The sequence below is a fragment of the Pseudomonas sp. lyk4-R2A-8 genome (assembly GCF_030209095.1).
In the GTDB taxonomy this organism is placed as follows: domain Bacteria; phylum Pseudomonadota; class Gammaproteobacteria; order Pseudomonadales; family Pseudomonadaceae; genus Aquipseudomonas; species Aquipseudomonas quebecensis.
This window is the reverse complement of record NZ_JARVSS010000002.1, coordinates 15,780-41,637: the sequence shown is the minus strand read 5'-3', so window position 1 is coordinate 41,637 and position 25,858 is coordinate 15,780. Positions and strand designations below refer to the sequence as shown.

Below are 25,858 nucleotides of genomic sequence, written 5' to 3'. Positions count from 1 at the left end.
ATCGAAATTCAACATATCGTGTAGAGATTCTCAGTGACACAAGCAGCACAGTGGCGCCACCTTAACCCTTTTTCCGGAACGTGCCAATGGTATTTCCGAAGGTTTCTCTATTTTCGTGACTGGCGGTGGTATTTACCGACACCCCACGCAACGCGATGGCTCCCGGCCCCGCTGGCTGCGGCTCCAGGTCCAGGGCGCATTCATCAAGAAAACCCCCACGCCCTTTGAACCCCAACGCCGGCCCCGGTAAGATGCCTCACAGAATTTTTCCACCTCGCTATTCAGGACACCCGCCATGAGCATCAAATCGGACAAGTGGATTCGCCGCATGGCGCAAGAGCACGGCATGATCGAACCCTTTGTCGAGCGCCAGATGCGTGGAGAGGGCGCCGAACGCCTGATTTCGTACGGTGTGTCCAGCTACGGCTACGACGTGCGTTGCGCCGATGAATTCAAGGTGTTCACCAATATCAATTCGGCAACCGTCGATCCAAAAAACTTCGATGAAAAAAGCTTCGTCGATATCAAGAGCGATGTGTGCATTATCCCGCCGAACTCGTTCGCGCTGGCGCGCACCGTGGAGTTCTTTCGTATCCCGCGCGACGTGCTGACCATCTGCCTCGGCAAAAGCACCTACGCCCGTTGCGGCATCATCGTTAACGTGACCCCCCTTGAGCCGGAATGGGAAGGCCACGTGACGCTGGAGTTCTCCAACACCACCACGTTGCCGGCGAAAATCTACGCCAACGAAGGGGTGGCGCAGATGCTGTTCCTGCAGTCCGACGAGGCCTGTGAAGTGTCCTACAAGGACCGTGGCGGCAAGTATCAGGGCCAGCTCGGCGTCACGCTGCCGCGCGCTTGATCGAAAGCTCCGACACGCAAAGGGAATTAGTCTGAAGAAAGTGACTCTATTGGGTGTACTGCCTCGGCACGTGTAAAACGTGTCGAGCCACGCTTGAGGAGTACCTTATGAAGATCGACCCCCGAATCAGCGCAGAACTCGCTCGCCTTGAACCCAATCAGATTGGCGTTCTGGCATGGTCTCTGATGGCCGATCCTGCCTATGCGGGCGGCATCCCCGGCCAACCCGAGCCGGATTACCCGCAGCCCACCGAGCCCGGTGAGCCTACCCTGCCGGACGAGCCGCCACCCGCGCCCGTTGCTTGAAGCCTTTAGGGTTGGCCTGCATCACCTGACAGGCCATACCTCCTGATCGCCGATCACCAGAATTCGGTGATCGGCGTCCGGCTCGACCGCATAGCCTCCTGTAAACGCCCCGAACGCCGGTAGCAGGCTGACCCGTGGCCCGAGCTGAAAGCAGGGCAGGCGCAGGCTCTGGCGCCCCTTGCCGCGCAAGCGATATACCGGATGCACATGACCTGCCAGCACATGGTGGCTGGGATGAGCGTCGGGTTCGTGCTGCAAGGCAAACGGGCCCATCAACAGCGGTTCTGGCACCACGTCGATCCCGAGGTCGCCAGGCGGGTCACCCGCACGCTTATCGTGATTGCCGCGAATCAACGTCAGCGGCAGGTCACGATGCTGTTCGCGCCACGCTCGCAGGGCGCCCAACGTGCCGCTGGCATGGGAGCCTGGGCCGTGCAGGAAGTCACCCAGAAACACCACTCGCGCACAATCGAATGCCTCCAGCACCCGGTCCAGGCGCGCCAGGTTGTCGGTGGTGGTGCCCTGGGGCACCGGCTGTCCCAGGCTGCGATAGGCCGATGCCTTGCCAAAATGCGCGTCGGCGACCAGCAAGCACCGGCGCGCGGGCCAGTAGATGGCCTTCTGGGCCAGCAGCCATAGCTCTTCGCCTTCCAATTGAACTGAGCAATACATCAAGCTTTTCCGTTATCCGCGACTTTTTCCAAATCCTTGACCATCCGCGCGATGCGCTCCGAGAGTTTTTCCGAGCTCATACTTTCGCGCATGCGCTCAACCAGCAGCGGAAATGCCAGGGGCGTGGGCCGTTCAATCAGGTGCAGCTCCAGTGTCAGAGTGGACAGGTGCCGTAGCGCCGCTTCCAGTCGACGAATGTCCAATTCGTCGCGCAATACTTCTTCGCCGGCCTGAGCCAGTAACAGGTTGTGCGGGTCATACTGCTTGAACACTTCAAAGAACAAGCCGCTGGAGGCCTGCACTTGCCGGGTGCTTTTCGGCGCGCCGGGGTAGCCGGCAAACACCAGCCCGGCGATGCGCGCGATTTCGCGAAAGCGCCGCAGGGCCAGTTCACCGGCGTTCAGGCTGGCGGCGACGTCCTCCAGCAAGCGGTCCGGGCTCAGCAGCGGGGCGTTCAACAGCGCGGGCCAATCCACCGGAGTGGCGCTGAGCAATTCCAGGCCATAGTCGTTGACCGCGATGGAGAATGTGACGGGTTGCCCCTGGCTGACGCGCCACGCCAGCAAACTGGCCAGGCCCAGGTGCACCTGGCGCCCGGCGAACGGGTAAAGGAACAGGTGCCAACCCTCGCGGGATTTCAGGGCTTCGGCCAGCAAGTGCGCGCGGGTCGGCAGGCCGGACCAACGCAGTTGCGTCTGCAGGAGTGGCTGTACCGCCTGCATCTCCGGGCCGTCGAAGTGACCCTGGGCAGCGGCATCGAAGCGTTCCACCACGGCCTGGGCCAGTTCGTTGGAAAGGGGCATGCGCCCGCCATTCCAACGCGGCACTGCGGCCTTTTTGGCGGTACTGCGGCGTACGTAGGCGGTCATGTTTTCCACCCGCACCAGCTCCAACAAGCGACCGGCAAACAGGAAACCGTCCCCCGGTTTGAGTCGCGCAATAAAGCCTTCTTCCACACTGCCCAGGTTCTTGCCGCCACCGCCCTTGCTCCAGAATTTAAGCTGGATGCTCGCATCGCTGACGATAGTGCCCACGCTCATGCGATGGCGCCTGGCCAACCGTGCATCCGGCACCCGCCAGATGCCGTGCTCGTCGGGCTCCACGCGGCGGTAATCCGGGTAAGCGGTCAGTGATAAGCCGCCGTGGCGCACAAAGCCCAGGGCCCAGGCCCAGTCGGCGTCAGTGAGGTCGCGATAGGCCCAGGCGCCGCGTACTTCCTCCAGCAACGATGGGGGCATAAAGCCGCCACCCAAGGCCATACTCACCAAGTGTTGTACGAGCACATCCAGTGGTTTGTAAGGAGATTCCCTGGCTTCGATGCGTCGCTCGGCAATTGCATCCTGCGCCGCCGCGGCTTCGATCAGTTCCAGGCTGTGAGTCGGCACCAGCGTCACCCGCGACGGCCTCCCGGGTGCGTGGCCGGAGCGCCCGGCGCGCTGCATCAGGCGCGCCACGCCCTTGGCCGAACCGATCTGCAGCACGCGCTCGACCGGCAGAAAATCCACCCCCAGGTCCAGGCTCGAGGTGCACACCACCGCCTTGAGTTGCCCGTCTTTCAGCGCCCGTTCGACCCAGTCGCGCGTCTCCCGGGACAACGAACCATGGTGAAGGGCTATCACTCCGGCCCAATCCGGCCGCGCATCGAGCAATGCCTGGTACCAGATTTCCGACTGTGCCCGGGTGTTGGTGAACACCAGGCAACTGCTGCTGGTGTCCACCTCGGCCACCACCTGCGGCAGCATTTTCAAACCAATATGTCCGGCCCAGGGGAAGCGCTCGGCCACGGGTGGCAACAGCGTATCGACGTGCAGCGCCTTGGCCGTTTGCCCCTGCACATTGATTCCTCCGCCTTGTGGGACCAGTACCTCCAAAGCGTGGGATTGATTGCCCAGCGTCGCGGAAATCCCCCACACCAGCAATTCAGGCTGCCAACGTCGCAAGCGCGCCAGGGCCAGTTGCAACTGCACCCCGCGTTTGTTGCCGATCAGTTCGTGCCATTCATCCACTACCACCATGCGCACATGGGCCAGGCTGGCTTCGCTGTCGGCGCGGGCCAGCATCAGGGTCAGGCTTTCCGGGGTGGTGACCAGTGTGGTCGGCTGGCGACGGGTTTGTCGGGCGCGTTCGGCACTGCTGGTGTCGCCGGTGCGCAGGCCGACACTCCACGGGATTTGCAACGCCGCCAGCGGCGCTTCCAAGGCGCGCGCGGTGTCGGCGGCGAGGGCTCGCATCGGCGTGATCCACAACACCGTCAGCGGCTCGGCCGGTGGCTTGCGTTTGCCGGTGGCCGGCGGGCGCGTGATGGCGAAGCGATTGAGCGCGGCAAACCACAGCGCGTAAGTCTTGCCGGCACCGGTGCTGGCATGCAGCAAGCCGGAATTTCCCTCCTTGACCGCCGTCCACACGGCTTTTTGGAAGGCGAACGGTTTCCAGCCTTTGGCGGCGAACCATTGCCTGGCGAAGTCGTGGGGTTTTGCCATGCGGCGGCTGACGCTCTGGAGGGCTTATTCCACAGACCCCCCAGGCATCACAAAGGTTTACTTCAAATTACCGCTCAGGAACTGATGCAGGCGCTCGCTCTTGGGGTTACCCAGCACGTCTTCCGGCGCGCCTTGCTCCTCCACCAGGCCTTTGTGCAGGAACAGCACCTGGCTGGACACTTTGCGCGCAAAGCTCATTTCGTGCGTGACCATGATCATGGTGCGGCCTTCCTCCGCCAGGCCCTGGATCACCTTCAGCACTTCGCCCACCAGTTCCGGATCGAGGGCCGAGGTGGGCTCGTCGAACAGCATCACCTCCGGCTCCATCGCCAATGCGCGGGCGATGGCGACGCGCTGTTGCTGCCCGCCGGAGAGAAACGCCGGGTACTGATCGGCCACGCGAGCCGGCAGGCCGACCTTGTCCAGGTAACGGCGGGCGCGGTCTTCGGCGTCCTTCTTACTGCAGCCCAGCACCCGGCGCGGAGCCATGGTGATGTTCTCCAGCACGCTCATGTGGCTCCACAGGTTGAAGTGCTGGAACACCATCGCCAGCCGCGTGCGCAAGCGTTGCAGTTCGGCGTCGTCGGCCACGCGCATGCCGTGGCGGTCGCTGACCATGCGGATCGGCTGGCCGTCGAGGGTCATGGCGCCATCGTTGGGCGTTTCCAGAAAATTGATGCAACGCAAAAAGGTGCTCTTGCCCGAGCCGCTCGCGCCGATCAGGCTGATCACGTCACCGGTCCTGGCCTTGAGCGAAACACCTTTGAGCACCTCATTGTCGCCATAGCTTTTATGCAGGCCTTCAACGGTCAATTTGTACATGGGGCGTGCATCCTCAAGGCGAAAGTAGATAGCCGCTGCGGTAGGCTTCGGTGCCTGCGACATGGCCGATGACCATCCCGGCAGTGGCCATGCGGCGCAGCGAACGGGCGTAAAGCAGGCCGGCCGTGCGGCAGCGCACGGGCGTTACGCGGTCGGTAATGGGGTCGATGATTTCAGCGAGCAATTGCCCGGCTTCCAGGTACTCGCCGGGTAGGGCGGCAAACACCAGCAAGCCGCCCACCGGCGTGGCCACCGGCTCCACGCCGGCCAGCGGGGTGGCCGGGTAGGGCAGCTCGGGCAGGGGCGGTGCGTCGCCGGCGATGGCGCCGAAGCGGATCAGATAATCGATGATCGCCTGGCTGTCGAGGCTCGCCAGGCCATGGTTGACGTCGCCCTGGCCGCGCAGTTCGACGGTCACCGACAAACTGCCCAAGGGGATCGGAAACCGCGCGCCGAAGCGCTGCTGCAGCTGCCACCACACCAGGCTGAAGCATTCGTCGAAGGACTGGCCGCCCGAGTCCGTGGCCAGCAGGTTGGCCTCCGAGCCAAGGTAGCGCGCCAACGCTTCGACCTGGGGCCAGGCTTCAGGTGTGGTGTACAGATGCGCCACCGCTTCGAAATCGCAGTGCAGGTCCAGCACCAGATCGGCGTCGCAGGCCAGGCGTTGCAGCACCAGGCGCTGGGACTGCAACTGGGTCGTTGCGCTTTGCCCGGCCAGGGCGCTGACCAGGGCGGCACGGATCACTCGCACGTTGTGCTGCGGATCGTCGCCGAGCAACGCTTGGACCTGATTGCCTACCTCGTCGCTGAGGTCGACGAACAGCCGATTGAAGTTCTGCCCGCTCTCCAGTTCATAGCGGCCCAGCGGGGTGTCCATCAAGACCTGTTCCAGGCCCGCCGGGTTGGCAACCGGCACCAACACGATTTCGCTGCGCAGGCGCCCGGCGGCGGCCAGTTCGGCCAGGCGCGCCTTTAAATGCCAGGCCACCAGCATGCCCGGCAATTCGTCGGCGTGCAGCGACGCCTGGAGGTAGACCTTGCCGTGGCTGTGTTCCGGGCCAAAGTGAAAACTGTGGATCTGCCGCGCGGTGCCGGGCACCGGCGCGATCAGTTGATGAATCCGATGACGCATGAGCGCTCCTTAGTGGCTGGGGCCGAGAAACGCCAGCCAGCGCCGCTCCGCCAGGCGAAACAGGCCGACCAGGGCGAAGGTCACGGTCAGGTAGATCAGCGCGGCAATACCGAATGACTGAAAGGTCATAAAGGTGGCCGAGTTGGCGTCCCGAGCCACCTTGAGGATGTCCGGAATCGTCGCGGTAAACGCCACTGTGGTCGAGTGCAGCATCAGGATCACTTCGTTGCTGTAGTACGGCAGCGACCGGCGCAGCGCCGAGGGCATGATCACGTAGGCATACAGCTTCCAGCCGCTGAGCCCGTAGGCCTTGGCGGCTTCGACCTCGCCGTGGGCCATGCTGCGGATCGCGCCGGCGAAGATCTCCGTGGTGTAGGCGCAGGTGTTGAGGGCAAAGGCCAGGATGGTGCAGTTCATCGCATCGCGGAAAAACGCGTCCAGCACCGGTTGCGCGCGCACGGCGGCAATGCTGTAGATGCCGGTGTAGCAGATCAGCAGCTGTATATAGAGCGGCGTGCCGCGAAACAGGTAGGTGTAGAACTGCACCGGCCAGCGCACCAGCGGGTTGCGCGAGACGCGGGCAATGGACAGCGGGATCGACACCAGAAACCCGATGACCAGTGCGGCGCTGAGCAGCCACAGGGTCATGGCCAGGCCGGTGACGTGCTGGCCGTCGCTATACAGAAACGGGCGCCAGTATTCCTGCAGGAGTTCGATCATCGCACGGCCTCCCGGGCGCCAGCGGAGTAGCGGCGTTCAAGACGGCGCAGGACAAAGTTGGAGGCACTGGTGATCAACAGGTAGATCAACGCGGCCAGTACCAGGAAGTAGAACAGCTGATAAGTGCTTTTGCCGGCATCCTGTGCCGCCTTGACCAAGTCCGCCAGGCCGATGATCGACACCAGCGCGGTGGCCTTGAGCATCACCATCCAGTTATTGCCGATGCCCGGCAGGGCAAAGCGCATCATCTGCGGGAAAGTCACGTAGCGAAACCGCTGGCCGCGCTTGAGCCCGTAGGCGGTGGCGGCTTCCAGTTGGCCACGGGGTACGGCGAGAATCGCGCCGCGAAACGTCTCGGTGAAGTAGGCACCGTAGATAAAGCCCAGGGTGATTACCCCGGCGCTGAATGGGTCGATCTCGATGTACTCCCATTCCATCAAGTCGGTCAGACCAGTGAGCCAGGTTTGCAGGCTGTAGAAAATCAACAGCATCAGCACCAGGTCGGGTACGCCGCGGATCAGCGTGGTGTAGAGCTGCGCGGGGATACGCAGAAAGGGCAGGCTGGACAGTTTGGCGCTGGCGCCGAGCAACCCCAGCAATACGCTGACGGCCAGGGACAGCACCGACAATTTGATGGTCATCCAGGTGCCTTGCAGCAACAGCGGGCCGAAACCCTTCAAGCTGAGTGCGCTCAGCCCGAGGGTTTGCAACAGTTCTTCGAACATAAATCGGGACCTATGGCGATAAAAAAGCGCCCCTGAATAAACAGGGGCGCCCAGGCATTATTTGCCGCTGTACAGGTTCAGATCGCCAAAGTGTTTCTTCTGAATGGTGGCGTAGGTGCCATCATCGTGTAACGCTTTGATACCTTTATCCAAAAGGGCCTTCAACTCAGTGTTACCTTTTTTGATACCGACGGCGGTTTTGGACGGCAGCAAAGGGTCGTCGATGGCCGCGCTGACTTCATAGCCGGCGCCGGCCGGCGACTTCAAAAAGCCCAGTTCGGCTTGCAGCATGTCTTGTACCGAAGCGTCGAGGCGGCCGGAGGTCAAGTCAGCGTAAACCTGATCCTGGTTCGCGTAGGCCTTGGTGGTTACACCGGCTTTATCCAGTACGGCCTTGGCGTAGGCTTCCTGAATGGTGCCTTGCTCGTAGCCAACGGTTTTGCCCTTGAGCGACTCCGGCGTGGAGTAGCCCGCGCCTTTCTTGAACACCAGCGAGGTCGGGCCGGAGAACAGCTCGTTAGAGAAGTCGATGGCCTTCATGCGGGCATCGGTGACGGTCATGGACGAAATCACGCCGTCGAATTTGTTGGCCTTGAGACCCGGAATCATGCCGTCGAAATCGCTTTCGACCCACTTGCACTTGACCTTCAGCTCGGCGCAGATGGCATTGCCCAAGTCGATATCGAAGCCCACCAGGCTGCCGTCGGCCGCCTTGGATTCGAACGGGGCGTAGGACGGGTCGACACCAAAACGCAATTCCTTGTATTCCTTGGCCAGCGCGGTACCGGCGGCCATGCACAGAGCCAGTGCAGAAAGGGTCAGCAATGCTTTTTTCATTATGTAATCCCTTGAAACCAAGATAAGCGCTTGTGGCGCGATTAGGACTGTTACTGAACGGTGTCAGACGGATCCTAAGTAGCAATTTCTGCACCATAGTTCCGAATGAGCGTTTTAAAAGGTAGGAAGGTAGCGTCGAGAGTGTAGGAGATGCCCAAAAATGGGCACCGATTTTTCAATGCACCATTTGGGGGATTTGTCTCAGGCCAACAGGTCCTGCAAGGTCGCGAGGTTGTCGGCGTCTTCCACACTTTTATCCTGGCGCCAGCGCAACATTCGCGGGAACCGTACCGCAATCCCGCTTTTATGGCGCTTGGACAGAGCGATGCCCTCAAACCCCAACTCGAACACCATGCTCGGCGTCACGCTGCTGACCGGGCCGAATTTTTCCACGGTGGTCTTGCGCACGATGGCATCGACCTTGCGCATTTCCTCGTCGGTCAGCCCGGAGTAGGCCTTGGCGAACGGCACCAGCGTGCGTTCGCTGCCCGGCGGGCCATCCCACACCGCAAAGGTGTAGTCGCTGTAAAGGCTGGCGCGCCGCCCGTGGCCGCGCTGGGCGTAGATCAGCACCGCGTCGACGCTGAACGGGTCGACCTTCCATTTCCACCACACGCCCATGTCCTTGGTGCGGCCCACGCCGTAAAGGCCGTCGCGTGCCTTGAGCATCATGCCTTCCACCCCCAGCCTTCGCGAATCCTCGCGCTGCTGCGCCAGATCCTGCCAGGTCGCGCCCGTCAGCAGCGGCGAAGGCAGCAGCACGGGTTGGTTGCACTGGGCGATCACCTGTTCCAACTGTGCCCGGCGCTCGGCCTGGGGATGGTTGCGCCAATCGTGACCCTGGTGTTCCAGCAGGTCATAGGCGAGCACTGCCACTGGCGCGTCTTCCAGGACTTTTTTGCTCAGGGTCTTGCGACCGATCCGCTGTTGCAGCAGGGCAAAAGGTTGCACTGCGTCCTTCCACACCACGATCTCGCCGTCGATCACCGTGCCGTCGGGCAGGCCGCTCACCAGGCTGTGCAGTTCAGGAAAACGCTCCGTCACCAGCTCCTCGCCTCGGGACCAGACCCACAGGCGGCCCTCGCGCTTGACCACTTGCGCGCGAATGCCGTCCCACTTCCACTCCACCTGCCAGTCGCTGGGTGAACCAAGCAAGGTGTCGAATTGCTCCACCGGTTGCGCCAGGCCATGGGCCAGAAAAAACGGATACGGCTGCCCGCCACGTTGAGCGTGTTCGTCCGACGATTCGGCGGCGATCAGCTTCAGATACCCTTGCGGCGTAGGGCGATTGGACAGATCGGTGTAGCCCACCAGCCTTTGTGCCACGCGCTTGCTGTCCAACCCGGCCATCGCCGCGAGGGCGCGGGTGACCAGCAGTTTGGACACCCCCACACGGAAGCTGCCGGTGATCAGCTTGATACACACCATCAGGCTCGGTTGATCCAGTTGCGCCCACAGCGCCGGCAAGCGTTCGGCCAGCTCCGCCGGCGGCAGGCCACGTAAGGGCAGCAGTTTTTCCTCCAGCCACACGGCCAGGCCGTCCTCTGAGGTGTAGGGCGACTCCGGCAGCAGCAGGGAAACTGTCTCGGCCAGGTCGCCCACCGATTGGTAGCTTTCTTCGAACAGCCACGGCTCGATGCCCGACGCCTCGGTGGCCATGTCACGCAGCAGGCGGGTCGGCACCAGTTGCCGTGGCCGCCCACCGGAGAGGAAATACACCGCCCACGCGGCGTCGGCCGGCGGGGCCTGGCGGAAGTAGGTTTGCAAAGCGGCAAGCTTGGCGTTGCTGGAGGTAGTGGCGTCGAGGTTGGCGTACAGCTCGGCGAAGGCCTTCATGCCGAGACCTCTTCTTCGTCGTCCCCGTATTCGGTGGTGAAGCCCTGTGCATCCAAGCCTTTTTCACGCAGATGGCGAACCAGGACGCCGACGGAGCCGTGGGTCACCATCACCCGCTCGGCGCCGGTTTGCTCGATGGCCCACAACAGGCCCGGCCAGTCTGCGTGGTCCGACAGGACAAAACCGCGATCCACTCCGCGCCGCCGTCGGGTGCCGCGCAGGCGCATCCAACCGCTGGCGAAGGCATCGCTGTAATCGCCGAAGCGGCGTATCCATGTGCCGCCGCCGGTGGAGGGCGGCGCGATGATCAGCGCCTGGCGCAGCAGCGGGTCGTTTTTCTTGAAATCGCCGGCGTACAGGGTTTCGGGGATATAGATGCCGGCATCGCGATACACCCGGTTCAACGGCTCGACCGCGCCGTGGCAGAGGATCGGGCCGATGCTGGCGTCGATGCCATGCAGGATGCGCTGGGCTTTGCCGAAGGAATAACAGAACAACACGCTGGCTTTGCCGTTGGCGATATTCCCACGCCACCACTCGTTGATTCCCGCAAAGATCTGCGCCTGCGGCTGCCAGCGGTAGATCGGCAGGCCGAAGGTGGATTCGGTAATAAACGTGTGGCACTGCACCGGCTCGAAGGGCGCGCAGGTGCCATCGGGCTCGACTTTATAGTCGCCGGACGCTACCCAGACTTCGCCCTGATATTCGAGGCGCACCTGGGCCGAACCGAGTACATGCCCCGCCGGATGGAAACTCAAGGTTACCCCGTGGTGCACCAGACGTTCGCCGTAGGGCAAGGTCTGCAGGTTGATGTCCTGCCCCAGTCGCGAGCGCAGGATACCTTCGCCGGGCGCGGCTGCGAGGTAGTGGGTGTTGCCGGTGCGGGCATGGTCGCCATGGGCGTGGGTGATTACGGAGCGTTCCACCGGGCGCCAGGGGTCAATGTAGAAATCCCCGGCGGGGCAATAGAGGCCTTCGGGGCGGGCGATGACAAGGTCCATGGGATGACCGCAAGAGGGGCTTGTTACTTATGAGGCAGGGGCGAGCGCAGAAGTTCTATCTGAATGCATGTGGATCCTGGTTGTTCCAGCAGGCTACCGATGATCAACGGCGAAACCGGCTGATCGTACTTCAATAGACGTTCGACACTGGCTGAAAAGGTGGGAGGGGCATAGGCATCTGCATCAATCTAAAGGCAGACACCTGACTCTGTGGTGAGCCGGTTCACCACAACAAGCCCCTCCTGCATTTTCCAGCGTTTACTTGCCTGGGGTCAGGGTCAGGCGGGTCTTGCCGTACACCTTGTCGAAGTTCTGCGGCTGCATCGGGAAGCTCAGGTATTGCGCCTTGAGCGACGGGTCGATGCCATTGGCATAGTTCGGACTGGCCGGGTTACCGGATTGGCCGATGCCACCCTGGCCCATCATCGGTTCCGCCTGGCCGAAGTCGACGATCATGCGCAATGCCGGCACCTGGGTAGTGTTGAAATCCTGGCCCCAACTGTAAGGCGCCGAGTTCAAGGTGTTATGGTCGCCGCCACTGGCCAGCGGCCCACGGATCACTTGGCCTTGCGCGTTTTTCCAGGTGGTGCTGTGCAACTTGCCCCACTGCCACGCCTTGTGGTCCGTACCCAGTTGGCTGTCGCCAGCGGTAATGGCAGCCGCCAGGCTGCGTGCGAGGATCGTCGGCTTGTCTTCCTTCTGTGCGGTGCGCACGTCGTCCCAGAACGGGCTGTCTTCACGGCCCAGCAGGTGGTCGGCCTGGGCGGCGTAGGAGAGGCCGGCGTTGCTCACGAAGGCTTTCCAGCTGGCGCTGTTTTCCGGGCCGAGTTCGTCGAGAAAGATCTGTCGGGTGCTCTCCTGCAGGAACAGTTCGTAGAGCGCTGCGTCCGAGGACGTCGATACCAGGCGACCATCGAATGCCATCAAGCGCTTCAGCGCTTCCCGTGCCTTGGCCTGCTCGGCGGCCGGCAACCCATCCATCGCCTGCTTCAATGGCTGGGCCATGCCCGGCGCCTGGAACATGCTCTTGAGCTTGGCGGCGAAGGCCGTGGTCTGGTCGTATTGCATGGCGATCACGCTGCGGCTGTCGTGTTTGCCGGCATTGGCCAGTTGCGCCAGGCGTTCGCTGCGCTCCGGCGCATCCCAGGAGTTGGATAGCTGCATGCCATAGCCGCGTGGCGCGGTGCGCTGGTTGGCGGTGCCGATCCAGCCCTGGGGCGGGTCCTGATCATAGGGGTGCAGCATCGCATCGGCGTAACCGTCCCAGTCAAAGCGACCCTCCCAGCCCGGCGACGGCAACAGGCCTTCACCTTCACGGCGGTTGGGAAAGCGACCGGTGACCTGCCAGCCGATATTGCTGGCGTCGGCGAAGATCATGTTCAGGGCGATCGCGCGGATTTCCCGGGTGGCGTCCGAGGCTTTACCGGCATTTTGCGCGCGGGACAGGTCGAAGAACGCGTCCAGGCTCTTATCATCTTTGAAGTCGGCGCTTTGCAGGGCCAGGCCCAAACCGCTGGTCAAGGCCTGGCTGCTGTTGAGCAGAGCACCGTGGCGGGTTTCGTAGACGACTTCGCGGATCGAGCGTTGGCCCTTGATAAAGAAGGTTTCGTTACGCACGCCGGCCGGCAGCCATTTGCCGTTGTTTTCGTAATACAGGGCGGAGCCCTGGCGTTTGACCTTTTCCAGGAACAGGTCCTGGGTGTCGCCCTTGACCGCGCTCATGCTCCACGCCACTTTGCCGTTGAACCCGGACAGCAGTGTGGGCAGCCCGGCAATCGAGGCACCCACGGCCTGGTATTTCGGGGCGCGGATCTGCACGTAGCTCCACGGCGACGGTGCCTGTGGCTGGGCTGCGAAATCGCTGGCCAGCAGGCTCTTGCCGGCGCGGCTGCGCTGCGGACCGATGGCCCAGTTGCTTGACGTGGTGACCGCCAGCGCGTTGAGGCTGCTCAACTGCTGACTGACCGCGTCGAGTCCCACCAGGCCGGTGATCTGGCCCAGATTGATGCCTTTGAGTTTGTCGGCTTCGGCCAGTGGGATCGGCTCATCCGGCGCGCTTGGTGTAAGCCAGGCGAGCTTGTCGACGCCAACTTTCTGCGCCAGCACCAGGGACGCCAATTCCTCCTGCAGGTTGGCCGACTCGCTGAAATTGAGCAGGCAGAACAGCAGTGCGGAATCTTCCGGTTTCCAGTACTCGGGCGTGTAGCCGGTCTGGGCCAGATCCGGCGGCAGCTTGTCGCGGTAGCGGAACAAATAGGCATTGACACCGCGGGCGTACACTTCGAAGAACCGCTTGAGGCGCGGCGACGAGGCGTTATACAGCTCGCCGGCACTTTTTTTCAGGTTGACCGCTCGCATAAAGCGGTCCACGTCCAGCACCTCAGGCCCCGACATTTCCGCCAGACGGCCCTGGGCCAGCAGGCGCAGGGTGACCATCTGCTGGATGCGGTCGCTGGCGTGCACGTACCCAAGGCTGAACAGCGCATCGTGGAAGGTGTTGCTTTCGATCAGCGGCATGCCCTGGGCATTGCGGCGCACCGACACATTCTGGGCCAGGCCCTTGAGCGGCTGTACGCCGGCCACCGGCGGCAGGGTGTCCTGGGTGCTTTGGAGTTGGCAACCGGCCAGGCTCAATGCACTGGCCACTGCCGCGGCAACGCCGAACCGGGGAAGAAAATGTGAAAGGGCTGGCGAGGCCATGGCAAAGCTCCTGCGGGGGGTAGCGTCAGTAAAGGCGCTACGTTAGTGAGCGCGGTGAAACGACGCAAGCAGGAGTTGTGTAATTGCGTAAGCCTTGGGCAAAACAGTGTGGGAGGCGGTTGGAATCCTCCCACGAGGGTCAAGTGAATGTCAGCGGTCGCGATCAGGCGCCGTGGCACTTCTTGAATTTTTTCTCGCTGCCGCATGGGCAAGGATCGTTGCGACCAACGTCCTTCAGCGCATTGCGCACCGGCTCCTGGTGAGCATGACCGCAGTTCGGGCCGTGGACATGGCCGTGGTCATGATCATGGTGAACGTGATCGTGATCGTGGTTGCAGTCAGGACCATGGACATGGGGTTGTTGAGTCATCGATGTCGCTCCGGAATAAAATCGCCGGGGATTATCTGCCCATTGTGCGCGACCTGCACGTCATAACCGATGAATAATCCGGTTTTCAGCTCGCCTTCCAGACGGTAAGGCACGGGCTTGTCGGGTTTTTTCAGCATCTGCACCACATCACGTATCTGCGGCCACAGGTTGGTGCGCACCGTGACCTTGAAAACGGCGTGGCCGTGCGGCGCCACAGTCAGCCATTCATTGGACTCGCCTTCGGTCAGCACGAAATCGCCCAGGCTTACCTTGTAGACCAAGCCGCGCACGGTCAGGTCGGCGTCGTCGCGGTTGTCTACACGAAAGTACAGCTTGAATTTCTGCTCCAGCAATTTGGCGCGCACCACCTCGACCTTCACCAGCGACACGTGAGGCGGTGGCGTGTCGTCTTCGAACCACGACGCGCAGCCGCTCAGGCCGAGGGTTAACGCCAGCATCAAGCTGTATATCCGAAGCATGGCGCGATTCCTGGGGGTTAGAGGTAGCTGGAACAACACTTCTTGAATTTCTGCCCGCTGCCGCATACGCAGGCATCGTTGCGACTGGCCTTGACTTGCACTGTAGGGTCAATGAAGTACCAGCGCCCGTCATTCTGTACGAAAGAGGACTGTTCGCGGTGGCTATGTTCGCCGGTGCTGTCATGCCAGCGTGCGGTGAAGGTCACGAACGCGTGTTCCGGCTGGCCGCCGAACACCTCCGAACTTTCCACCTCAAGGCCAAGCCAAGTGCTTTGGGCGCTCCACGCGGCGATGGCGTCGCGGTCCAGGCCGGCCTGTTGCGCGGGCAGGGTGGTGGCCACCAGATAATCCACCAGGCCCAATACGTACGCGCTGTAGCGCGAGCGCATCAACGCGGTGGCACAGGGCGCCGGGTGGCCGGCGTGATAATGGCCGCAGCAGGCATCCAGCAGGTTGCCACTGCCGCAGGGGCAAATGGATGTACTCATCGGGATCACCACCAATACTTTCCGAAGTTTTCCGGGTTGGCCCAGAACCGGGCGTTGAGCCAGTCGGGCACCTGTTTATAGTCAAGCAGATCGTAGGTGAACAAGGTCAGGACCTGCTCGTCGCGCTGGAAACGCTCGCCGGCCTGCAGCGCCAGGGAGTAGAAGTCGGTGTCCTTCCAGTCGCAGGCGCCCAGGTCGACCAGCACGGCAATGCGGCTGGCATTGAGGTTGCGGATGCCGCCGAGCAGCGTCAGGCCCTGGGGTTTTGACAAGTGTTCCAGGCAGTCGACCACCAGCGCCAGGTCAAAACGCTGGGCCGCCAGGTCTGCCGGCAACGGGCCGGGCCCGGCACAGCACACTTGGCTGTCCGGGTGCGCTTGTTCAAAGGCCTCCAGCGCCGGGAACCGACCGACGCCCAACACCAGCAAGCGTTTGGGCGCGTGCTGGTCAAGGAGGGCGGCCAGGGCTTGCTGGGGTGTACGGGCAGAGTTACCGGCGGTCATCACAGATCCTCACATCAGGACCATAGAGACTAGCGCGGCTGAGCGTGCGGGCCTAGAGCGGGTGGTGGCGAAAAGTCCTGTGAAGCGGTCAATCCCAATGAATCCGGGGCTGGTGCCGATGAAAAGAGCGCGCTTTATGCTGCGGCCCCGGCGCGAGAAGTCGCGCGCTGAAACTGTACTACGCAAATCCAGAACAACCGCTGACCGCCGTTGCCCCAGTGGGATCCGCTGGGATGTTGCCGCCAAGCCTCCTGCATTGTTCCCTTCTCAAGTTTTTTGATCCTTCACTGGCAAACCGTCCGTGGAAGTCGTTACTGTGCGTCCAAAGAAAAATTGGAAAATACTCAGGAGCCCCATGATGCATAAGGTTTTTCTGTTGGCCCTGTTGGTCAGCCCCATTGCCCTGGCCCAGAGCGTCAGTGTGGAAACCAACTCGTTGATGCGTCTGCCCAGCAGCACCAGCGTGTTGCAACTGGAGCGCCTGGACGTGGCGGACTACGGCACCTTGCTGGTGCCGGCCACCATCAGCCAGGTCACCGTGGAAGAGTTGCATCTGGGCCGCGACGCGCGCATCGCCATTGTTCCCGGCAGTACCGCGCTGCAATTGCAGGTGCGCCAGGCGCAGCTGGACCCTGGCAGCCAGATCACCTCGCGTGGGGCTCCCGGCACCCATGAAAAACCGGCCAAGGCCGGGCGCGACCTGACTTTGCGCATCAATGCCCTGACGGCCGAAGAACTCTCGGTGGACGCCCGTGGCGGCGCCGGTGCCCAGGGCTACGCCGGTCTGGATGGCGCCAACGGCGAAGACCCGGGCTGCACCTGGGGCGCGGCCGGGCGAGGCGCCAACGGGGATAATGGCGGCGATGGCTTGCCAGGCGCGGCGGGCGCGCAGGTGCGGGTCGAGTTGCCGAAAGACTTCCCGGCCGAACGGATCAAGGTGTGGGTGGATGGCGGTCCGGGCGGCCTTGCCGGAACGGCGGGCAAGCCGGGTAAAGGTGGGCAATCCAAGGGCTGCCTGGTGTACCGCACCGAGGGCGGCGAAAAAGGCCGCCCAGGTTTGGAAGGGCAGCCAGGGCCTGCCGGGCCGGCGGGTGCCGTGACTATTCAGCGGCTCTGAAACGCCGCAGCGTCAAGCTGCAAGTCAAGGCTTGCAGCTTGCCTGACCCTCAGAACATCGGTCGCGCCGAAGCAATAGCCACCACCACCAGCCCGATGATCAGGTTGCTCCCCACCAACCTGCGAATCTGTCCCAGGGCCGCCGCGCCCGCCGGCCAGTCCTCGGCCACCACCGCCGCGCGCAGCGCCGGGAATTTCAACGCCTGGATGCGGATAAACAATGCGGTCATCACCAGATACAAGCCCATCATCACCTGCACATAACGCGGCGCGGTTTCAAAGCCGTTGAAGCGCAGGTGCAGCAGGCCGACACCGCTGATCGGCAAAATCAGCACCGCCACCCAGATCCACACAAAAAAACGTTGAAACACATTCGCCCACAACCTGAGCCGGGCAGGGCCTTCAAGGGCCGCCACAGCGGCGGGGCGCAGGATCATCCAGGCGAAAAACATACCGCCGACCCATACCAGGGCGGCTAATACATGCAGGGTGTAAGCGAGGCTGAAGACGGTCATTGCGGTACTCCGTTCTGCGCGGGATTAATTAGCGGGGTATGATAGCCGCCGATCCGAACCACTGAAAATTTATCCAGCGTTTTTTGCGCCCGACTATTCATGATCAGCACTGAACTCAAAACCACGATCCAGGGCGCCTACACGCGTTTTCTCGAAGCCAAGAGCTTGAAACCGCGCTACGGCCAACGCCTGATGATTGCCGAAGTGGCAAAAGTCCTCGGGGATATCGACACCGACGACGAAGGCCGCCGCGAAGGCGAGCCTGCGGTCGTGGCCGTCGAGGCCGGCACCGGTACCGGCAAGACCGTGGCCTACAGCCTGGCCGCGATCCCGACCGCCAAGGCCGCCGGCAAGCGCCTGGTGATCGCCACCGCCACGGTCGCGCTGCAGGAGCAGATCGTCTATAAGGACCTGCCCGACCTGATGCGCAACAGCGGCCTGAACTTCACGTTCGCCCTGGCCAAGGGCCGTGGCCGCTATATGTGCCTGTCCAAGCTCGACGTACTGCTGCAGGAAGGCCACGCGCAAACCGCCACCGCGCAGCTGTTCGAAGAAGAAGGCTTCAGGATTGAAGTCGATGAGGCCAGCCAGAAGCTGTTTACCAGCATGATCGAGAAACTGGCCGGCAATAAATGGGACGGTGACCGCGACAGTTGGCCCACCGCCCTGGAAGATTCCGACTGGGCGCGCCTGACCACCGACCACAGCCAGTGCACCAACCGGCATTGCCCCAACTTCGGCCAGTGCGCCTTCTACAAGGCCCGCGAAGGCATGGGCAAGGTCGATGTGATCGTCACCAACCACGACATGGTGCTGGCCGACCTGGCGCTGGGCGGCGGTGCGGTGTTGCCCGATCCGCGCGACACGCTCTATGTCTTCGACGAAGGCCACCACTTGCCCGACAAGGCCATCGGCCACTTCGCCCATTACACGCGCCTGCGCTCTACCGCCGATTGGCTGGAGTCCACCGCAAAAAATCTGACCAAACTGCTGGCCCAGCACCCGCTGCCCGGCGATCTGGGCAAGCTGATCGAGCAGGTGCCGGAGCTGGCGCGGGAGATCAAGACCCAGCAGCAGTTCATGTTCAGTGCCTGCGAGCAGGTGGCCGACTTCAAGCCCGGCGAAGACGTGGAAGGCCGCGAACGGCCACGCCACCGTTTCGTCGGCGGCCTGATCCCCGAGCACATGCGCGAAATGGGCATCGAGCTGAAGAAGGGTTTTTCACGCCTGACCGACCTGTTCACCCGTCTCACCGACCTGCTCAAGGAAGGCATGGATGGCGAGGTCAACATCGGCATCGCCAGCAACCAGGCCGAGGAGTGGTACCCGCTGTTCGGCAGCCTGCTGTCGCGCGCGCAGGGCAACTGGGAGCTGTGGACCGCCTTTACCGTCGAAGACCCGGAAGACAACCCGCCCATGGCGCGCTGGCTGACCCTGGCCGAAAGTGGTGCGCTATTCGATATCGAGGTCAACGCCAGCCCGATCCTTGCCGCCGACATGCTGCGTCGCAACCTGTGGAACGTGGCCTATGGGGCCTTGGTGACGTCGGCCACGTTGACCGCGCTGGGTACGTTCGATCGTTTCCGCATGCGCGCCGGGCTGCCGAAAAAAGCCGTCACCGCCGTGGTGCCGAGCCCCTTCCACCACGCCGACGCCGGCGTGCTGAGGGTGCCCGACCTCAAGGCCGACCCACGGGACGCGGCGGCCCACACCGCGGCAATCATCCGCGACCTGCCGGAACTGGTCGAAGGCTCGCGCGGCACCCTGGTGCTGTTCTCGTCGCGCAAGCAGATGCAGGATGTGTTCGACGGCCTGGATCGCGACTGGCGCAAGCAGGTGTTTATCCAGGGCAACCTGTCCAAGCAGGAGACCCTCAACAAGCACAAGGCGCGGGTGGACGGCGGCGACTCCAGCGTGCTGTTCGGCCTGGCGAGTTTCGCCGAGGGCGTGGACTTGCCGGGGGCCTACTGCGAACACGTGGTGATCGCCAAGATCCCTTTCTCGGTTCCGGACGATCCGGTCGAAGCGGCGCTGGCCGAATGGATCGAAGCGCGGGGCGGCAACCCGTTCATGGAAATCTCGGTGCCGGATGCCTCGCTGAAGCTGGTGCAGGCCTGCGGCCGCCTGCTGCGTACCGAACAGGATCGGGGCACCATCACCTTGCTCGACCGCCGACTGGTCACTCAGCGCTATGGCAAGGCTATCCTTAACGCATTGCCGCCGTTCCGGCGCGAAATTTCTTAATCCACCGTGGGCGAATTCGCCCACTTTGTGGTCTATCTCATCACCGTCATCACAGGCCATTCACCGGCCGTCTGGGAGAACCTTGCTCGTATGATTCGCACGCTGCCTGCTCTTTTTGCCTTGCTGTTCGCAGCGCCCTTGATCGCCGCGCCCGCCGGGCAGCAAACACTGTTCAACTTCGTCCGACCTGCCGATGTGGTCAAGGTGGCGACCCAGGACGCCAGCCTGCCGCAATACAATGCCGAGCAAACTCCCGAGGGCGAGGTGCTGCGGCGCATCACCTTTAACCCGGCGGCCGAACCGAGCCTGGTGCTCAGCCCGCAAAGCGGTGCATGGGACTGGTCGCAGTCCGGGGCCGTGAGCCTGCGCATTCAAAGTGCCATGGACTGGGCGCTGACCTTGTATGTCAAGGTGCAGAGCAATGACGGCCGCACGTTGACCAGCCGCATCGACCTGCCGGCCGGCCCGGCCCAGACCTTGCTGATCCCGCTGCAAGCCAACTCGGCGCTGAGCCAGGGCATGAAGGCCGGCCCGCCGATGCCGATCACGGTGGACGGCCAGCGTGTACTGTTGGCCAGCAGCGCCGGCGAGATCGACCGCAGCCAGGTGGTGTCGGTCAGCGTGTCGATGCTCAATCCCAATGTGGCCCAGAGCATCCTGCTGGAGCGCTTCGGCGTACAGGACGTGGAACCGGTCATCAAGGCAGCCTACAGCGAACTGGTCGACGCCTATGGTCAATCCACTCGTGCGCGCTGGCCGGAGAAGGTCAGCAGTGATGAGCAACTCAAGGCTGGCGCCGCCAGGGAGCAGCAGCAACTGCAGGCATGGCTGGCCACGCGGGACAAATCCTCGCTGGACCCTTACGGCGGCTGGAACAAAGGCCCTGCGTTCACCGCCAGCGGCTTTTTCCGCACCGAAAAACGCGACGGCCGCTGGTACCTGGTGACCCCGCAGGGACATCCGTTCTATTCCCTCGGCGTAAACACCGTGGCTGCGGACAATAGCCAGACTTATGTGGCCGGTCGTGAATGGATGTTTGCCGCCTTGCCCAAGGCCGGCGAGCCCTTCGACAAATATTACGGCAGTGCTGATCACCGCACCGGCAACGGTTCGGGCGAAGGCCGCAGCTTCGGCGCCGGGCGCTGGTACGATTTTTACCGCGCCAATCTGGAACGCGCCTACGGCACGGCAGGGTTCGACCAGAAACGCTGGGTCAACCACACCCTCGACCGTCTGCAGGCCTGGGGCTTTAACACCGTAGGCAATTGGAGCGACCCGGACCTGGCCACCGCCGACCGTGTGCCGTACACCTTGCCGCTGTCCATCGTCGGCGACTACGCCAGCATCAGCACGGGCACCGACTGGTGGGGTGGCATGCCTGACCCGTTCGACCCACGCTTTGCCATGGCCACCGAACGCGCCGTGGCCATCGCCGCCCGCGATCATCGCGACGACCCTTGGCTGATCGGCTTCTTCGCCGATAACGAACTGGCCTGGGCCGGTCCTGGCGATGACCCCAAAGCCCGCTATGCCCTGGCATATGGCACCTTGCGCATGACCACCGATGTACCGGCCAAGCGTGCGTTTCTTAAGCAATTGCGCGACAAATACCGCAACGAGGAGGGCCTGTCGAAAGCCTGGGGGATCGAGCTTACAGGCTGGGAACTGATGGAAGATCCCGGTTTCGAGCCGCCGATGCCCAACCCTGCGCACCCGGAAATCGAGGCCGACTTCAAATACTTCCAGAAAACCTTCGCCGATGCGTATTTCAAGACCATCTCCGACTCGCTCAAATGGCACGCCCCCAACCAATTGCTGCTCGGCGGCCGCTTTGCGGTGAGTACGCCGGAGGCCGTGGCGTCCTGCGCGCAGTATTGCGACGTGTTGAGCTTTAACATGTACACCCTCAAACCCCAGGACGGTTATGACTTCGCCGCCCTGCGTGCGCTGGACAAGCCGGTGCTGATCACCGAGTTCAACGTTGGCTCGGCCGACCGTGGTCCGTTCTGGGGCGGTGTGACGCAGTTGGCCAGGGAAGAGGATCGCGGCGCGGCGTATGCCAACTTCCTCAAGCAAGCCATGGCCGAGCCGTCCATTGTCGGCGTGCATTGGTTCCAATATCTGGACCAACCCGTGACCGGCCGTTTGCTGGACGGTGAAAACGGCCATTTCGGCCTGGCAGGCATCACCGATGTGCCCTTTCAGGGCTTCGTCGAGAGCGTGCGCAAAAGCAACCTGGCGGCGGTCGAGCAATTGGGCAAGGAAGCCGAGAAAGCCAATGCGGCCGCGGCAGCGCAGGAAAAGGCAGGCGGTCGCTCGGCCCATGACGGCAAAGGCGCTGCGCAGGGCACCGGGCACGCGGGTGGGCATTCTGGAAATGGTCATTGATTCAGCGCTGACGGGTTCACAAACCCCACAAGGGCTGGAACAATGTCGCCCACTTTTCATGGTGCTTCACGAGGGGGCTTAGGTGCAGATTCAGGGTCATTACGAGCTCCAGTTCGAAGCGGTACGTGAAGCCTTCGCCGCGTTGTTCGATGACCCGCAGGAGCGTGGAGCGGCGCTGTGCATTCAGATCGGCGGTGAGAGCGTGGTCGACCTGTGGGCCGGCACCGCCGACAAGGACGGCGCTCAAGCCTGGCACAGCGACACCATCGTCAATCTGTTCTCCTGTACCAAAACCTTCGCCGCCGTCACGGCCCTGCAACTGGTGGCCGAGGGCAAGCTGCAATTGGACGCACCGGTCGCCCAGTACTGGCCGGAATTCGCGGCGGCCGGCAAGCAAGACATCACCCTGCGCCAATTGCTGTGCCACAAGGCCGGTTTGCCGGCGATCCGCGAGGCCCTGCCCGCCGAAGCCCTGTACGACTGGAAGCTGATGGTAGACACCCTGGCTGCCGAAGCCCCGTGGTGGACACCGGGGCAGGGCCATGGCTATGCGGCGATCACCTATGGCTGGCTGGTCGGCGAGCTGCTGCGGCGTGCCGATGGCCGTGGGCCAGGCGAATCGATTGTGGCGCGGGTCGCGCAGCCGCTGGGGCTGGACTTTCATGTAGGCCTGGCCGATGACCAGTTTCATCGGGTTGCGCATATAGCCCGCAGCAAAGGCAATATGGGCGATGAAGCCGCGCAACGTTTACTGCAAGTAATGATGCGTGAACCGGCGGCCATGACCACGCGGGCTTTTACCAACCCACCGTCTATTCTGACCAGCACTAATAAACCCGAATGGCGACGTATGCAGCAGCCAGCGGCAAATGGTCACGGTAATGCGCGCAGCCTGGCCGGTTTTTATAGTGGTTTGTTGGACGGTAGTTTGCTGGAAGCTGACATGCTCGAACAATTGACGCGCGAACACAGTATCGGGCCGGATAAAACATTATTGACCCAAACCCGCTTCGGCCTGGGCTGCATGTTGGATCAACCCCACTTGCCCAATGCCACATTCGGCCTTGGCGCCCGCGCTTTCGGGCATCCGGGGGCGGGCGGTTCGGTAGGTTTTGCCGATCCTGAACATGATGTAGCGTTTGGGTTCGTCACTAATACACTCGGCCCTTATGTACTTATGGACCCGCGTGCGCAGAAGTTGGTCGGAATATTGGCCGGTTGTCTGTAAAACCCTTGCCGTTTCACAATTTTTTGTTACAAAGGCAACTATAAAAGGCGCTGAACGAAATCATGTAACTTAAATGTTCTGTAAGCGTCTGTTTAACGGGTCACTCAGACCCCCGTTTCTTTTCTCATTTTGTGGATATCTCATGTTATCGAACAAGTCCTTGGCTCTGGCGCTTTGCCTCACTGTTACCGGCTGTGCACAAACTCCACAAAATGATGCCGAAGGTGGGCATTGGTGGTCATTCGGATCGGACAAGGCGGCTACCAAGGACGTTGTGAGCCAGGCCGATGCCAAGCCGGAGGCTAAACCCGCCGCTGGCGCCAAGCCTGCCGCACCGGCCACCGCAGCTACTCCTGCGGCGACGCCTGCCCCAGCGCCTGCTCCGGTGGCCAAGGCCGACACCGGCTCCAGCTGGTGGCCGTTTTCATCCAAGAGCGCCGATGACAAGGCCGCCGACGCCAAGGCCGATCTGAAAGCCGATCTCAAAGCCGCAGACCCGGCCCCAGCCGTGGCCAAGACCGACACGGAGACCCATTGGTGGTGGCCGTTCGAAAGCAAGCCAAAGCCATTGGCCAAGGTCGACGTCGCCAACGTGCAAATGCCTGACCCGAAAATCACTCAGGCCTGGCTGGACGACTACGAGCCGCGCCTGCGTGCTGCCATCAAGGACAGCAACCTGCAACTGGAACGCCGCGACAACGTGCTGGTGGTGATTGCCCCGGTCGACGGTTCCTACAACCCCAAGCGCCCGGCAATGTTGTTGCCAGTGACGCTGGGGCCGTTTACCCGTGTGGCCAAGGCGGTTGAGTCCGATCCCAAGACCGCCGTGCTGGTCCTGGGGCATGTCGACGCTACCGGCAGTGCCCCGGCCAGCCAGGCGTTGACCAAGGAACGTGCGCAGTCCATCGCCTCGATTTTCAGCCTCAGCGGCCTCAAGCAAGACCGCCTGATGTTGCGTGGCATGGGTGACCTGATGCCGCGTGCGGCCAACGACAGCAACCAGGGACGCGCCCTGAACCGTCGCATGGAAATCATGTTCACCCAGCGCACCACCATGCTGGCGTTGCTGAACAAGTACAACTCCGGCAAGACCCCGCCCGTGGCTGAAATGGTAGCCGTGCAGAACGTGCCGGCCCCTGCGCCGGCCGCCAAGGCGCCGGCAAAAAAAGCCGCTGCCGCCAAACCTGCCGCCAAGAAAGCCGCCGTCAAGCCGGCTGCCAAAAAGGCGCCTGCCAAGCCTGCCGCGAAGAAACCTGCTCCGGCCAAGGCCAAGGCGGCAGATCCGGCTGCAAACGACCAGGCGAAAAACTGACCCGCTGAACCAAAAGGATAAAGCCGCATGACCCAGGCACTGGCCGATATGCGTCGTGACTACACACGGGACGGTTTGAGCGAGGCCCAAGCCCCGAGCGAGCCGTTTGCGTTGTTTCACCAGTGGTTTGCCGATGCGGTGAAAACCGAGCAGCCGCCGGTGGAGGCCAATGCCATGACCCTGGCCACGGTCGATCAGGACGGTCGACCTCACTGTCGTATCCTGTTGCTCAAGGGCCTGGATACCCAGGGCTTTACCTTCTTCACCAACTACGAAAGCGCCAAGGGCCAGCAGCTCGCGGCGCGGCCGTTCGCGGCCATGACCTTCTTCTGGCCGACCCTGGAACGCCAGGTGCGCATTGAAGGGCGGGTGGTCAAGGTCACGCCTCAGGAGTCGGACGCTTATTTCCAGGTTCGTCCACTTGGTAGCCGCCTGGGCGCCTGGGCCTCACCGCAGAGCCGGGTGATTCGCGACCGTGAAGCGCTGCAGGAGCTGCTCAAGGCCACTGAACAACGCTTCAGCGACAGTCAGCCCGATTGCCCCGAGCATTGGGGTGGCTACCGCCTGTTGCCCGAGCGCATTGAGTTCTGGCAGGGCCGCGCCAGCCGCCTGCATGACCGCCTCAACTATCGTCTGCAAGACGACACCCAGTGGGTCCGCGAGCGCCTGGCGCCCTGAGCTTCACCTTTCGTCACTTCAACTGAATGATGCCCTTCACCCCGCGGTCTCTGTTCAAGAGACTGCGGGCGTGTAGTGCTGCGCGGCGTCTTTCAGCCAGCCTGGCAAGTCCCTGCGTTTGATCCTCAGGGCGCGCGCCGTCTCCAGTTGTTGCAGCATGAAACTGCGTTTATGCGGGTCATCACCTGCCAGTGACAGCGCGAGGTCGCGATCCACCCAGTGGCGGATGCGCACGTAGAGCCAGCCGTGGAAATACAGGCCGGCGAGGGTTGTGACTACAATGATGAAATAGTCCATGGATGTCCTGATGACGACCGGGGTGTTACTGTTCGTCGAGTTGTCGGGTACGGGCTGTCTGTACTGGGGCTGAATGAAAACAGTTTTCTGCCGGGCTTGCCGTGACAGGCGTCAAGCGGCAGCGTTTAATGAATACCTGTCCTTTGGA

24 protein-coding genes are annotated in these 25,858 nt (G+C 62.5%); 8 read left to right on the top strand and 16 right to left on the bottom strand.

Annotation, left to right across the window (positions count from 1 at the left end):
* Positions 1-295: 295 nt before the first annotated feature.
* Both dcd and QRN10_RS01430 read left to right on the top strand, forming a co-directional pair.
* Positions 296-862, top strand: a complete 567-nt coding sequence (gene dcd, locus QRN10_RS01435) for a dCTP deaminase (RefSeq protein WP_034096266.1) — start codon at positions 296-298, stop codon at positions 860-862.
* Between the two features lie 107 nt (positions 863-969).
* Positions 970-1,167, top strand: a complete 198-nt coding sequence (locus QRN10_RS01430; RefSeq protein WP_010212420.1) for a hypothetical protein — start codon at positions 970-972, stop codon at positions 1,165-1,167.
* A gap of 21 nt (positions 1,168-1,188) precedes the next feature.
* Here the strand turns inward: QRN10_RS01430 and pdeM are convergent, their stop codons facing one another.
* The 14 genes from pdeM to QRN10_RS01360 all read right to left on the bottom strand — a co-directional run bounded on the left by pdeM (position 1,189) and on the right by QRN10_RS01360 (position 15,932).
* Positions 1,189-1,839, bottom strand: coding sequence for a ligase-associated DNA damage response endonuclease PdeM (gene pdeM / locus QRN10_RS01425; protein ID WP_253510959.1), 651 nt, complete (start codon positions 1,837-1,839; stop codon positions 1,189-1,191).
* Positions 1,839-4,319: a ligase-associated DNA damage response DEXH box helicase gene (locus QRN10_RS01420; RefSeq protein WP_285427733.1), complete on the bottom strand. Its 2,481-nt coding sequence runs from the start codon at positions 4,317-4,319 to the stop codon at positions 1,839-1,841. Before QRN10_RS01420 ends, pdeM begins: the two co-directional genes overlap by 1 nt.
* A gap of 57 nt (positions 4,320-4,376) precedes the next feature.
* Positions 4,377-5,141, bottom strand: a complete 765-nt coding sequence (locus QRN10_RS01415) for an ABC transporter ATP-binding protein (RefSeq protein WP_285427732.1) — start codon at positions 5,139-5,141, stop codon at positions 4,377-4,379.
* Positions 5,142-5,154: 13 nt separating this feature from the next.
* Complete coding sequence (locus QRN10_RS01410; protein WP_181079326.1) at positions 5,155-6,273, bottom strand: succinylglutamate desuccinylase/aspartoacylase family protein; 1,119 nt, start codon at positions 6,271-6,273, stop codon at positions 5,155-5,157.
* 9 nt (positions 6,274-6,282) lie between these two features.
* A complete protein-coding gene (locus QRN10_RS01405) occupies positions 6,283-6,993 on the bottom strand; it encodes an ABC transporter permease (protein ID WP_181079329.1) in 711 nt (236 codons plus the stop codon).
* Positions 6,990-7,718, bottom strand: a complete 729-nt coding sequence (locus QRN10_RS01400; RefSeq protein ID WP_181079331.1) for an ABC transporter permease — start codon at positions 7,716-7,718, stop codon at positions 6,990-6,992. The genes QRN10_RS01405 and QRN10_RS01400 overlap by 4 nt, the downstream gene beginning before the upstream one ends.
* Positions 7,719-7,775: 57 nt before the next feature.
* Positions 7,776-8,555 carry a transporter substrate-binding domain-containing protein gene (locus tag QRN10_RS01395; protein ID WP_181079334.1) on the bottom strand — a complete coding sequence of 260 codons (780 nt, stop codon included), beginning with the start codon at positions 8,553-8,555 and terminating at the stop codon, positions 7,776-7,778.
* Between the two features lie 201 nt (positions 8,556-8,756).
* The gene (locus tag QRN10_RS01390) at positions 8,757-10,391 is read right to left on the bottom strand and encodes an ATP-dependent DNA ligase (RefSeq protein WP_253510971.1); all 1,635 of its coding nucleotides are present in this window, start codon (positions 10,389-10,391) and stop codon (positions 8,757-8,759) included.
* Complete coding sequence (locus tag QRN10_RS01385) at positions 10,388-11,392, bottom strand: ligase-associated DNA damage response exonuclease (protein WP_253510975.1); 1,005 nt, start codon at positions 11,390-11,392, stop codon at positions 10,388-10,390. Before QRN10_RS01385 ends, QRN10_RS01390 begins: the two co-directional genes overlap by 4 nt.
* 258 nt (positions 11,393-11,650) lie before the next feature.
* Positions 11,651-14,092, bottom strand: a complete 2,442-nt coding sequence (locus tag QRN10_RS01380; protein ID WP_285427731.1) for a penicillin acylase family protein — start codon at positions 14,090-14,092, stop codon at positions 11,651-11,653.
* A 163-nt stretch (positions 14,093-14,255) separates the two neighbouring features.
* Positions 14,256-14,462: an SEC-C metal-binding domain-containing protein gene (locus tag QRN10_RS01375; protein ID WP_181079345.1), complete on the bottom strand. Its 207-nt coding sequence runs from the start codon at positions 14,460-14,462 to the stop codon at positions 14,256-14,258.
* Positions 14,459-14,941 (bottom strand): LEA/WHy family protein, encoded by a 483-nt coding sequence (locus QRN10_RS01370; RefSeq protein WP_181079348.1) that lies wholly within the window; start codon positions 14,939-14,941, stop codon positions 14,459-14,461. The genes QRN10_RS01375 and QRN10_RS01370 overlap by 4 nt, the downstream gene beginning before the upstream one ends.
* 17 nt (positions 14,942-14,958) lie before the next feature.
* Positions 14,959-15,429 (bottom strand): YchJ family protein, encoded by a 471-nt coding sequence (locus QRN10_RS01365; protein WP_253510982.1) that lies wholly within the window; start codon positions 15,427-15,429, stop codon positions 14,959-14,961.
* Between the two features lie 5 nt (positions 15,430-15,434).
* The gene (locus QRN10_RS01360; RefSeq protein ID WP_181079353.1) at positions 15,435-15,932 is read right to left on the bottom strand and encodes a DUF6231 family protein; all 498 of its coding nucleotides are present in this window, start codon (positions 15,930-15,932) and stop codon (positions 15,435-15,437) included.
* A 358-nt stretch (positions 15,933-16,290) separates the two neighbouring features.
* On the opposite strand from QRN10_RS01360, the gene QRN10_RS01355 reads away from it, so the two are divergent.
* A complete protein-coding gene (locus QRN10_RS01355) occupies positions 16,291-17,049 on the top strand; it encodes a collagen-like protein (RefSeq protein ID WP_285427839.1) in 759 nt (252 codons plus the stop codon).
* Between the two features lie 49 nt (positions 17,050-17,098).
* On the opposite strand, the gene QRN10_RS01350 is transcribed toward QRN10_RS01355, so the two are convergent.
* Complete coding sequence (locus QRN10_RS01350; protein WP_253510991.1) at positions 17,099-17,563, bottom strand: CopD family protein; 465 nt, start codon at positions 17,561-17,563, stop codon at positions 17,099-17,101.
* 99 nt (positions 17,564-17,662) lie between these two features.
* Here QRN10_RS01350 and dinG point away from each other — a divergent pair, with 99 nt between their 5' ends.
* From dinG to pdxH, 5 genes are all read left to right on the top strand, one after another.
* Positions 17,663-19,807: an ATP-dependent DNA helicase DinG gene (gene dinG, locus QRN10_RS01345; protein ID WP_181079360.1), complete on the top strand. Its 2,145-nt coding sequence runs from the start codon at positions 17,663-17,665 to the stop codon at positions 19,805-19,807.
* A gap of 90 nt (positions 19,808-19,897) precedes the next feature.
* Entirely contained in the window at positions 19,898-22,195 is a 2,298-nt protein-coding gene (locus QRN10_RS01340) for a beta-galactosidase (protein WP_285427730.1), read from the top strand.
* Between the two features lie 82 nt (positions 22,196-22,277).
* On the top strand, positions 22,278-23,423 hold the full coding sequence (locus tag QRN10_RS01335) for a serine hydrolase domain-containing protein (protein ID WP_266248297.1): 1,146 nt from the start codon (positions 22,278-22,280) through the stop codon (positions 23,421-23,423).
* A gap of 142 nt (positions 23,424-23,565) precedes the next feature.
* Positions 23,566-24,735, top strand: a complete 1,170-nt coding sequence (locus tag QRN10_RS01330; protein WP_285427729.1) for an OmpA family protein — start codon at positions 23,566-23,568, stop codon at positions 24,733-24,735.
* Positions 24,736-24,762: 27 nt separating this feature from the next.
* Positions 24,763-25,413 carry a pyridoxamine 5'-phosphate oxidase gene (gene pdxH / locus QRN10_RS01325; RefSeq protein WP_181079370.1) on the top strand — a complete coding sequence of 217 codons (651 nt, stop codon included), beginning with the start codon at positions 24,763-24,765 and terminating at the stop codon, positions 25,411-25,413.
* Positions 25,414-25,467: 54 nt separating this feature from the next.
* Here the strand turns inward: pdxH and QRN10_RS01320 are convergent, their stop codons facing one another.
* Positions 25,468-25,710: a hypothetical protein gene (locus QRN10_RS01320; RefSeq protein ID WP_253510997.1), complete on the bottom strand. Its 243-nt coding sequence runs from the start codon at positions 25,708-25,710 to the stop codon at positions 25,468-25,470.
* Positions 25,711-25,858 lie beyond the last annotated feature (148 nt).

Bases quoted from the DNA above. Each gene is read 5' to 3' on its own strand.
- pdeM (WP_253510959.1), bottom strand. From the start codon at position 1,839: ATGTATTGCTCAGTTCAATTGGAAGGCGAAGAGCTATGGCTGCTGGCC.
- QRN10_RS01330 (WP_285427729.1), top strand. From the start codon at position 23,566: ATGTTATCGAACAAGTCCTTGGCTCTGGCGCTTTGCCTCACTGTTACC.
- QRN10_RS01400 (WP_181079331.1), bottom strand. From the start codon at position 7,718: ATGTTCGAAGAACTGTTGCAAACCCTCGGGCTGAGCGCACTCAGCTTG.
- QRN10_RS01385 (WP_253510975.1), bottom strand. From the start codon at position 11,392: ATGGACCTTGTCATCGCCCGCCCCGAAGGCCTCTATTGCCCCGCCGGG.
- QRN10_RS01390 (WP_253510971.1), bottom strand. From the start codon at position 10,391: ATGAAGGCCTTCGCCGAGCTGTACGCCAACCTCGACGCCACTACCTCC.
- QRN10_RS01395 (WP_181079334.1), bottom strand. From the start codon at position 8,555: ATGAAAAAAGCATTGCTGACCCTTTCTGCACTGGCTCTGTGCATGGCC.
- QRN10_RS01380 (WP_285427731.1), bottom strand. From the start codon at position 14,092: ATGGCCTCGCCAGCCCTTTCACATTTTCTTCCCCGGTTCGGCGTTGCC.
- QRN10_RS01320 (WP_253510997.1), bottom strand. From the start codon at position 25,710: ATGGACTATTTCATCATTGTAGTCACAACCCTCGCCGGCCTGTATTTC.
- QRN10_RS01370 (WP_181079348.1), bottom strand. From the start codon at position 14,941: ATGCTTCGGATATACAGCTTGATGCTGGCGTTAACCCTCGGCCTGAGC.
- QRN10_RS01360 (WP_181079353.1), bottom strand. From the start codon at position 15,932: ATGACCGCCGGTAACTCTGCCCGTACACCCCAGCAAGCCCTGGCCGCC.
- QRN10_RS01405 (WP_181079329.1), bottom strand. From the start codon at position 6,993: ATGATCGAACTCCTGCAGGAATACTGGCGCCCGTTTCTGTATAGCGAC.
- QRN10_RS01420 (WP_285427733.1), bottom strand. From the start codon at position 4,319: ATGGCAAAACCCCACGACTTCGCCAGGCAATGGTTCGCCGCCAAAGGC.
- pdxH (WP_181079370.1), top strand. From the start codon at position 24,763: ATGACCCAGGCACTGGCCGATATGCGTCGTGACTACACACGGGACGGT.
- QRN10_RS01375 (WP_181079345.1), bottom strand. From the start codon at position 14,462: ATGACTCAACAACCCCATGTCCATGGTCCTGACTGCAACCACGATCAC.
- QRN10_RS01350 (WP_253510991.1), bottom strand. From the start codon at position 17,563: ATGACCGTCTTCAGCCTCGCTTACACCCTGCATGTATTAGCCGCCCTG.
- QRN10_RS01430 (WP_010212420.1), top strand. From the start codon at position 970: ATGAAGATCGACCCCCGAATCAGCGCAGAACTCGCTCGCCTTGAACCC.
- QRN10_RS01410 (WP_181079326.1), bottom strand. From the start codon at position 6,273: ATGCGTCATCGGATTCATCAACTGATCGCGCCGGTGCCCGGCACCGCG.
- QRN10_RS01415 (WP_285427732.1), bottom strand. From the start codon at position 5,141: ATGTACAAATTGACCGTTGAAGGCCTGCATAAAAGCTATGGCGACAAT.
- dinG (WP_181079360.1), top strand. From the start codon at position 17,663: ATGATCAGCACTGAACTCAAAACCACGATCCAGGGCGCCTACACGCGT.
- QRN10_RS01340 (WP_285427730.1), top strand. From the start codon at position 19,898: ATGATTCGCACGCTGCCTGCTCTTTTTGCCTTGCTGTTCGCAGCGCCC.
- QRN10_RS01365 (WP_253510982.1), bottom strand. From the start codon at position 15,429: ATGAGTACATCCATTTGCCCCTGCGGCAGTGGCAACCTGCTGGATGCC.
- QRN10_RS01355 (WP_285427839.1), top strand. From the start codon at position 16,291: ATGCATAAGGTTTTTCTGTTGGCCCTGTTGGTCAGCCCCATTGCCCTG.
- dcd (WP_034096266.1), top strand. From the start codon at position 296: ATGAGCATCAAATCGGACAAGTGGATTCGCCGCATGGCGCAAGAGCAC.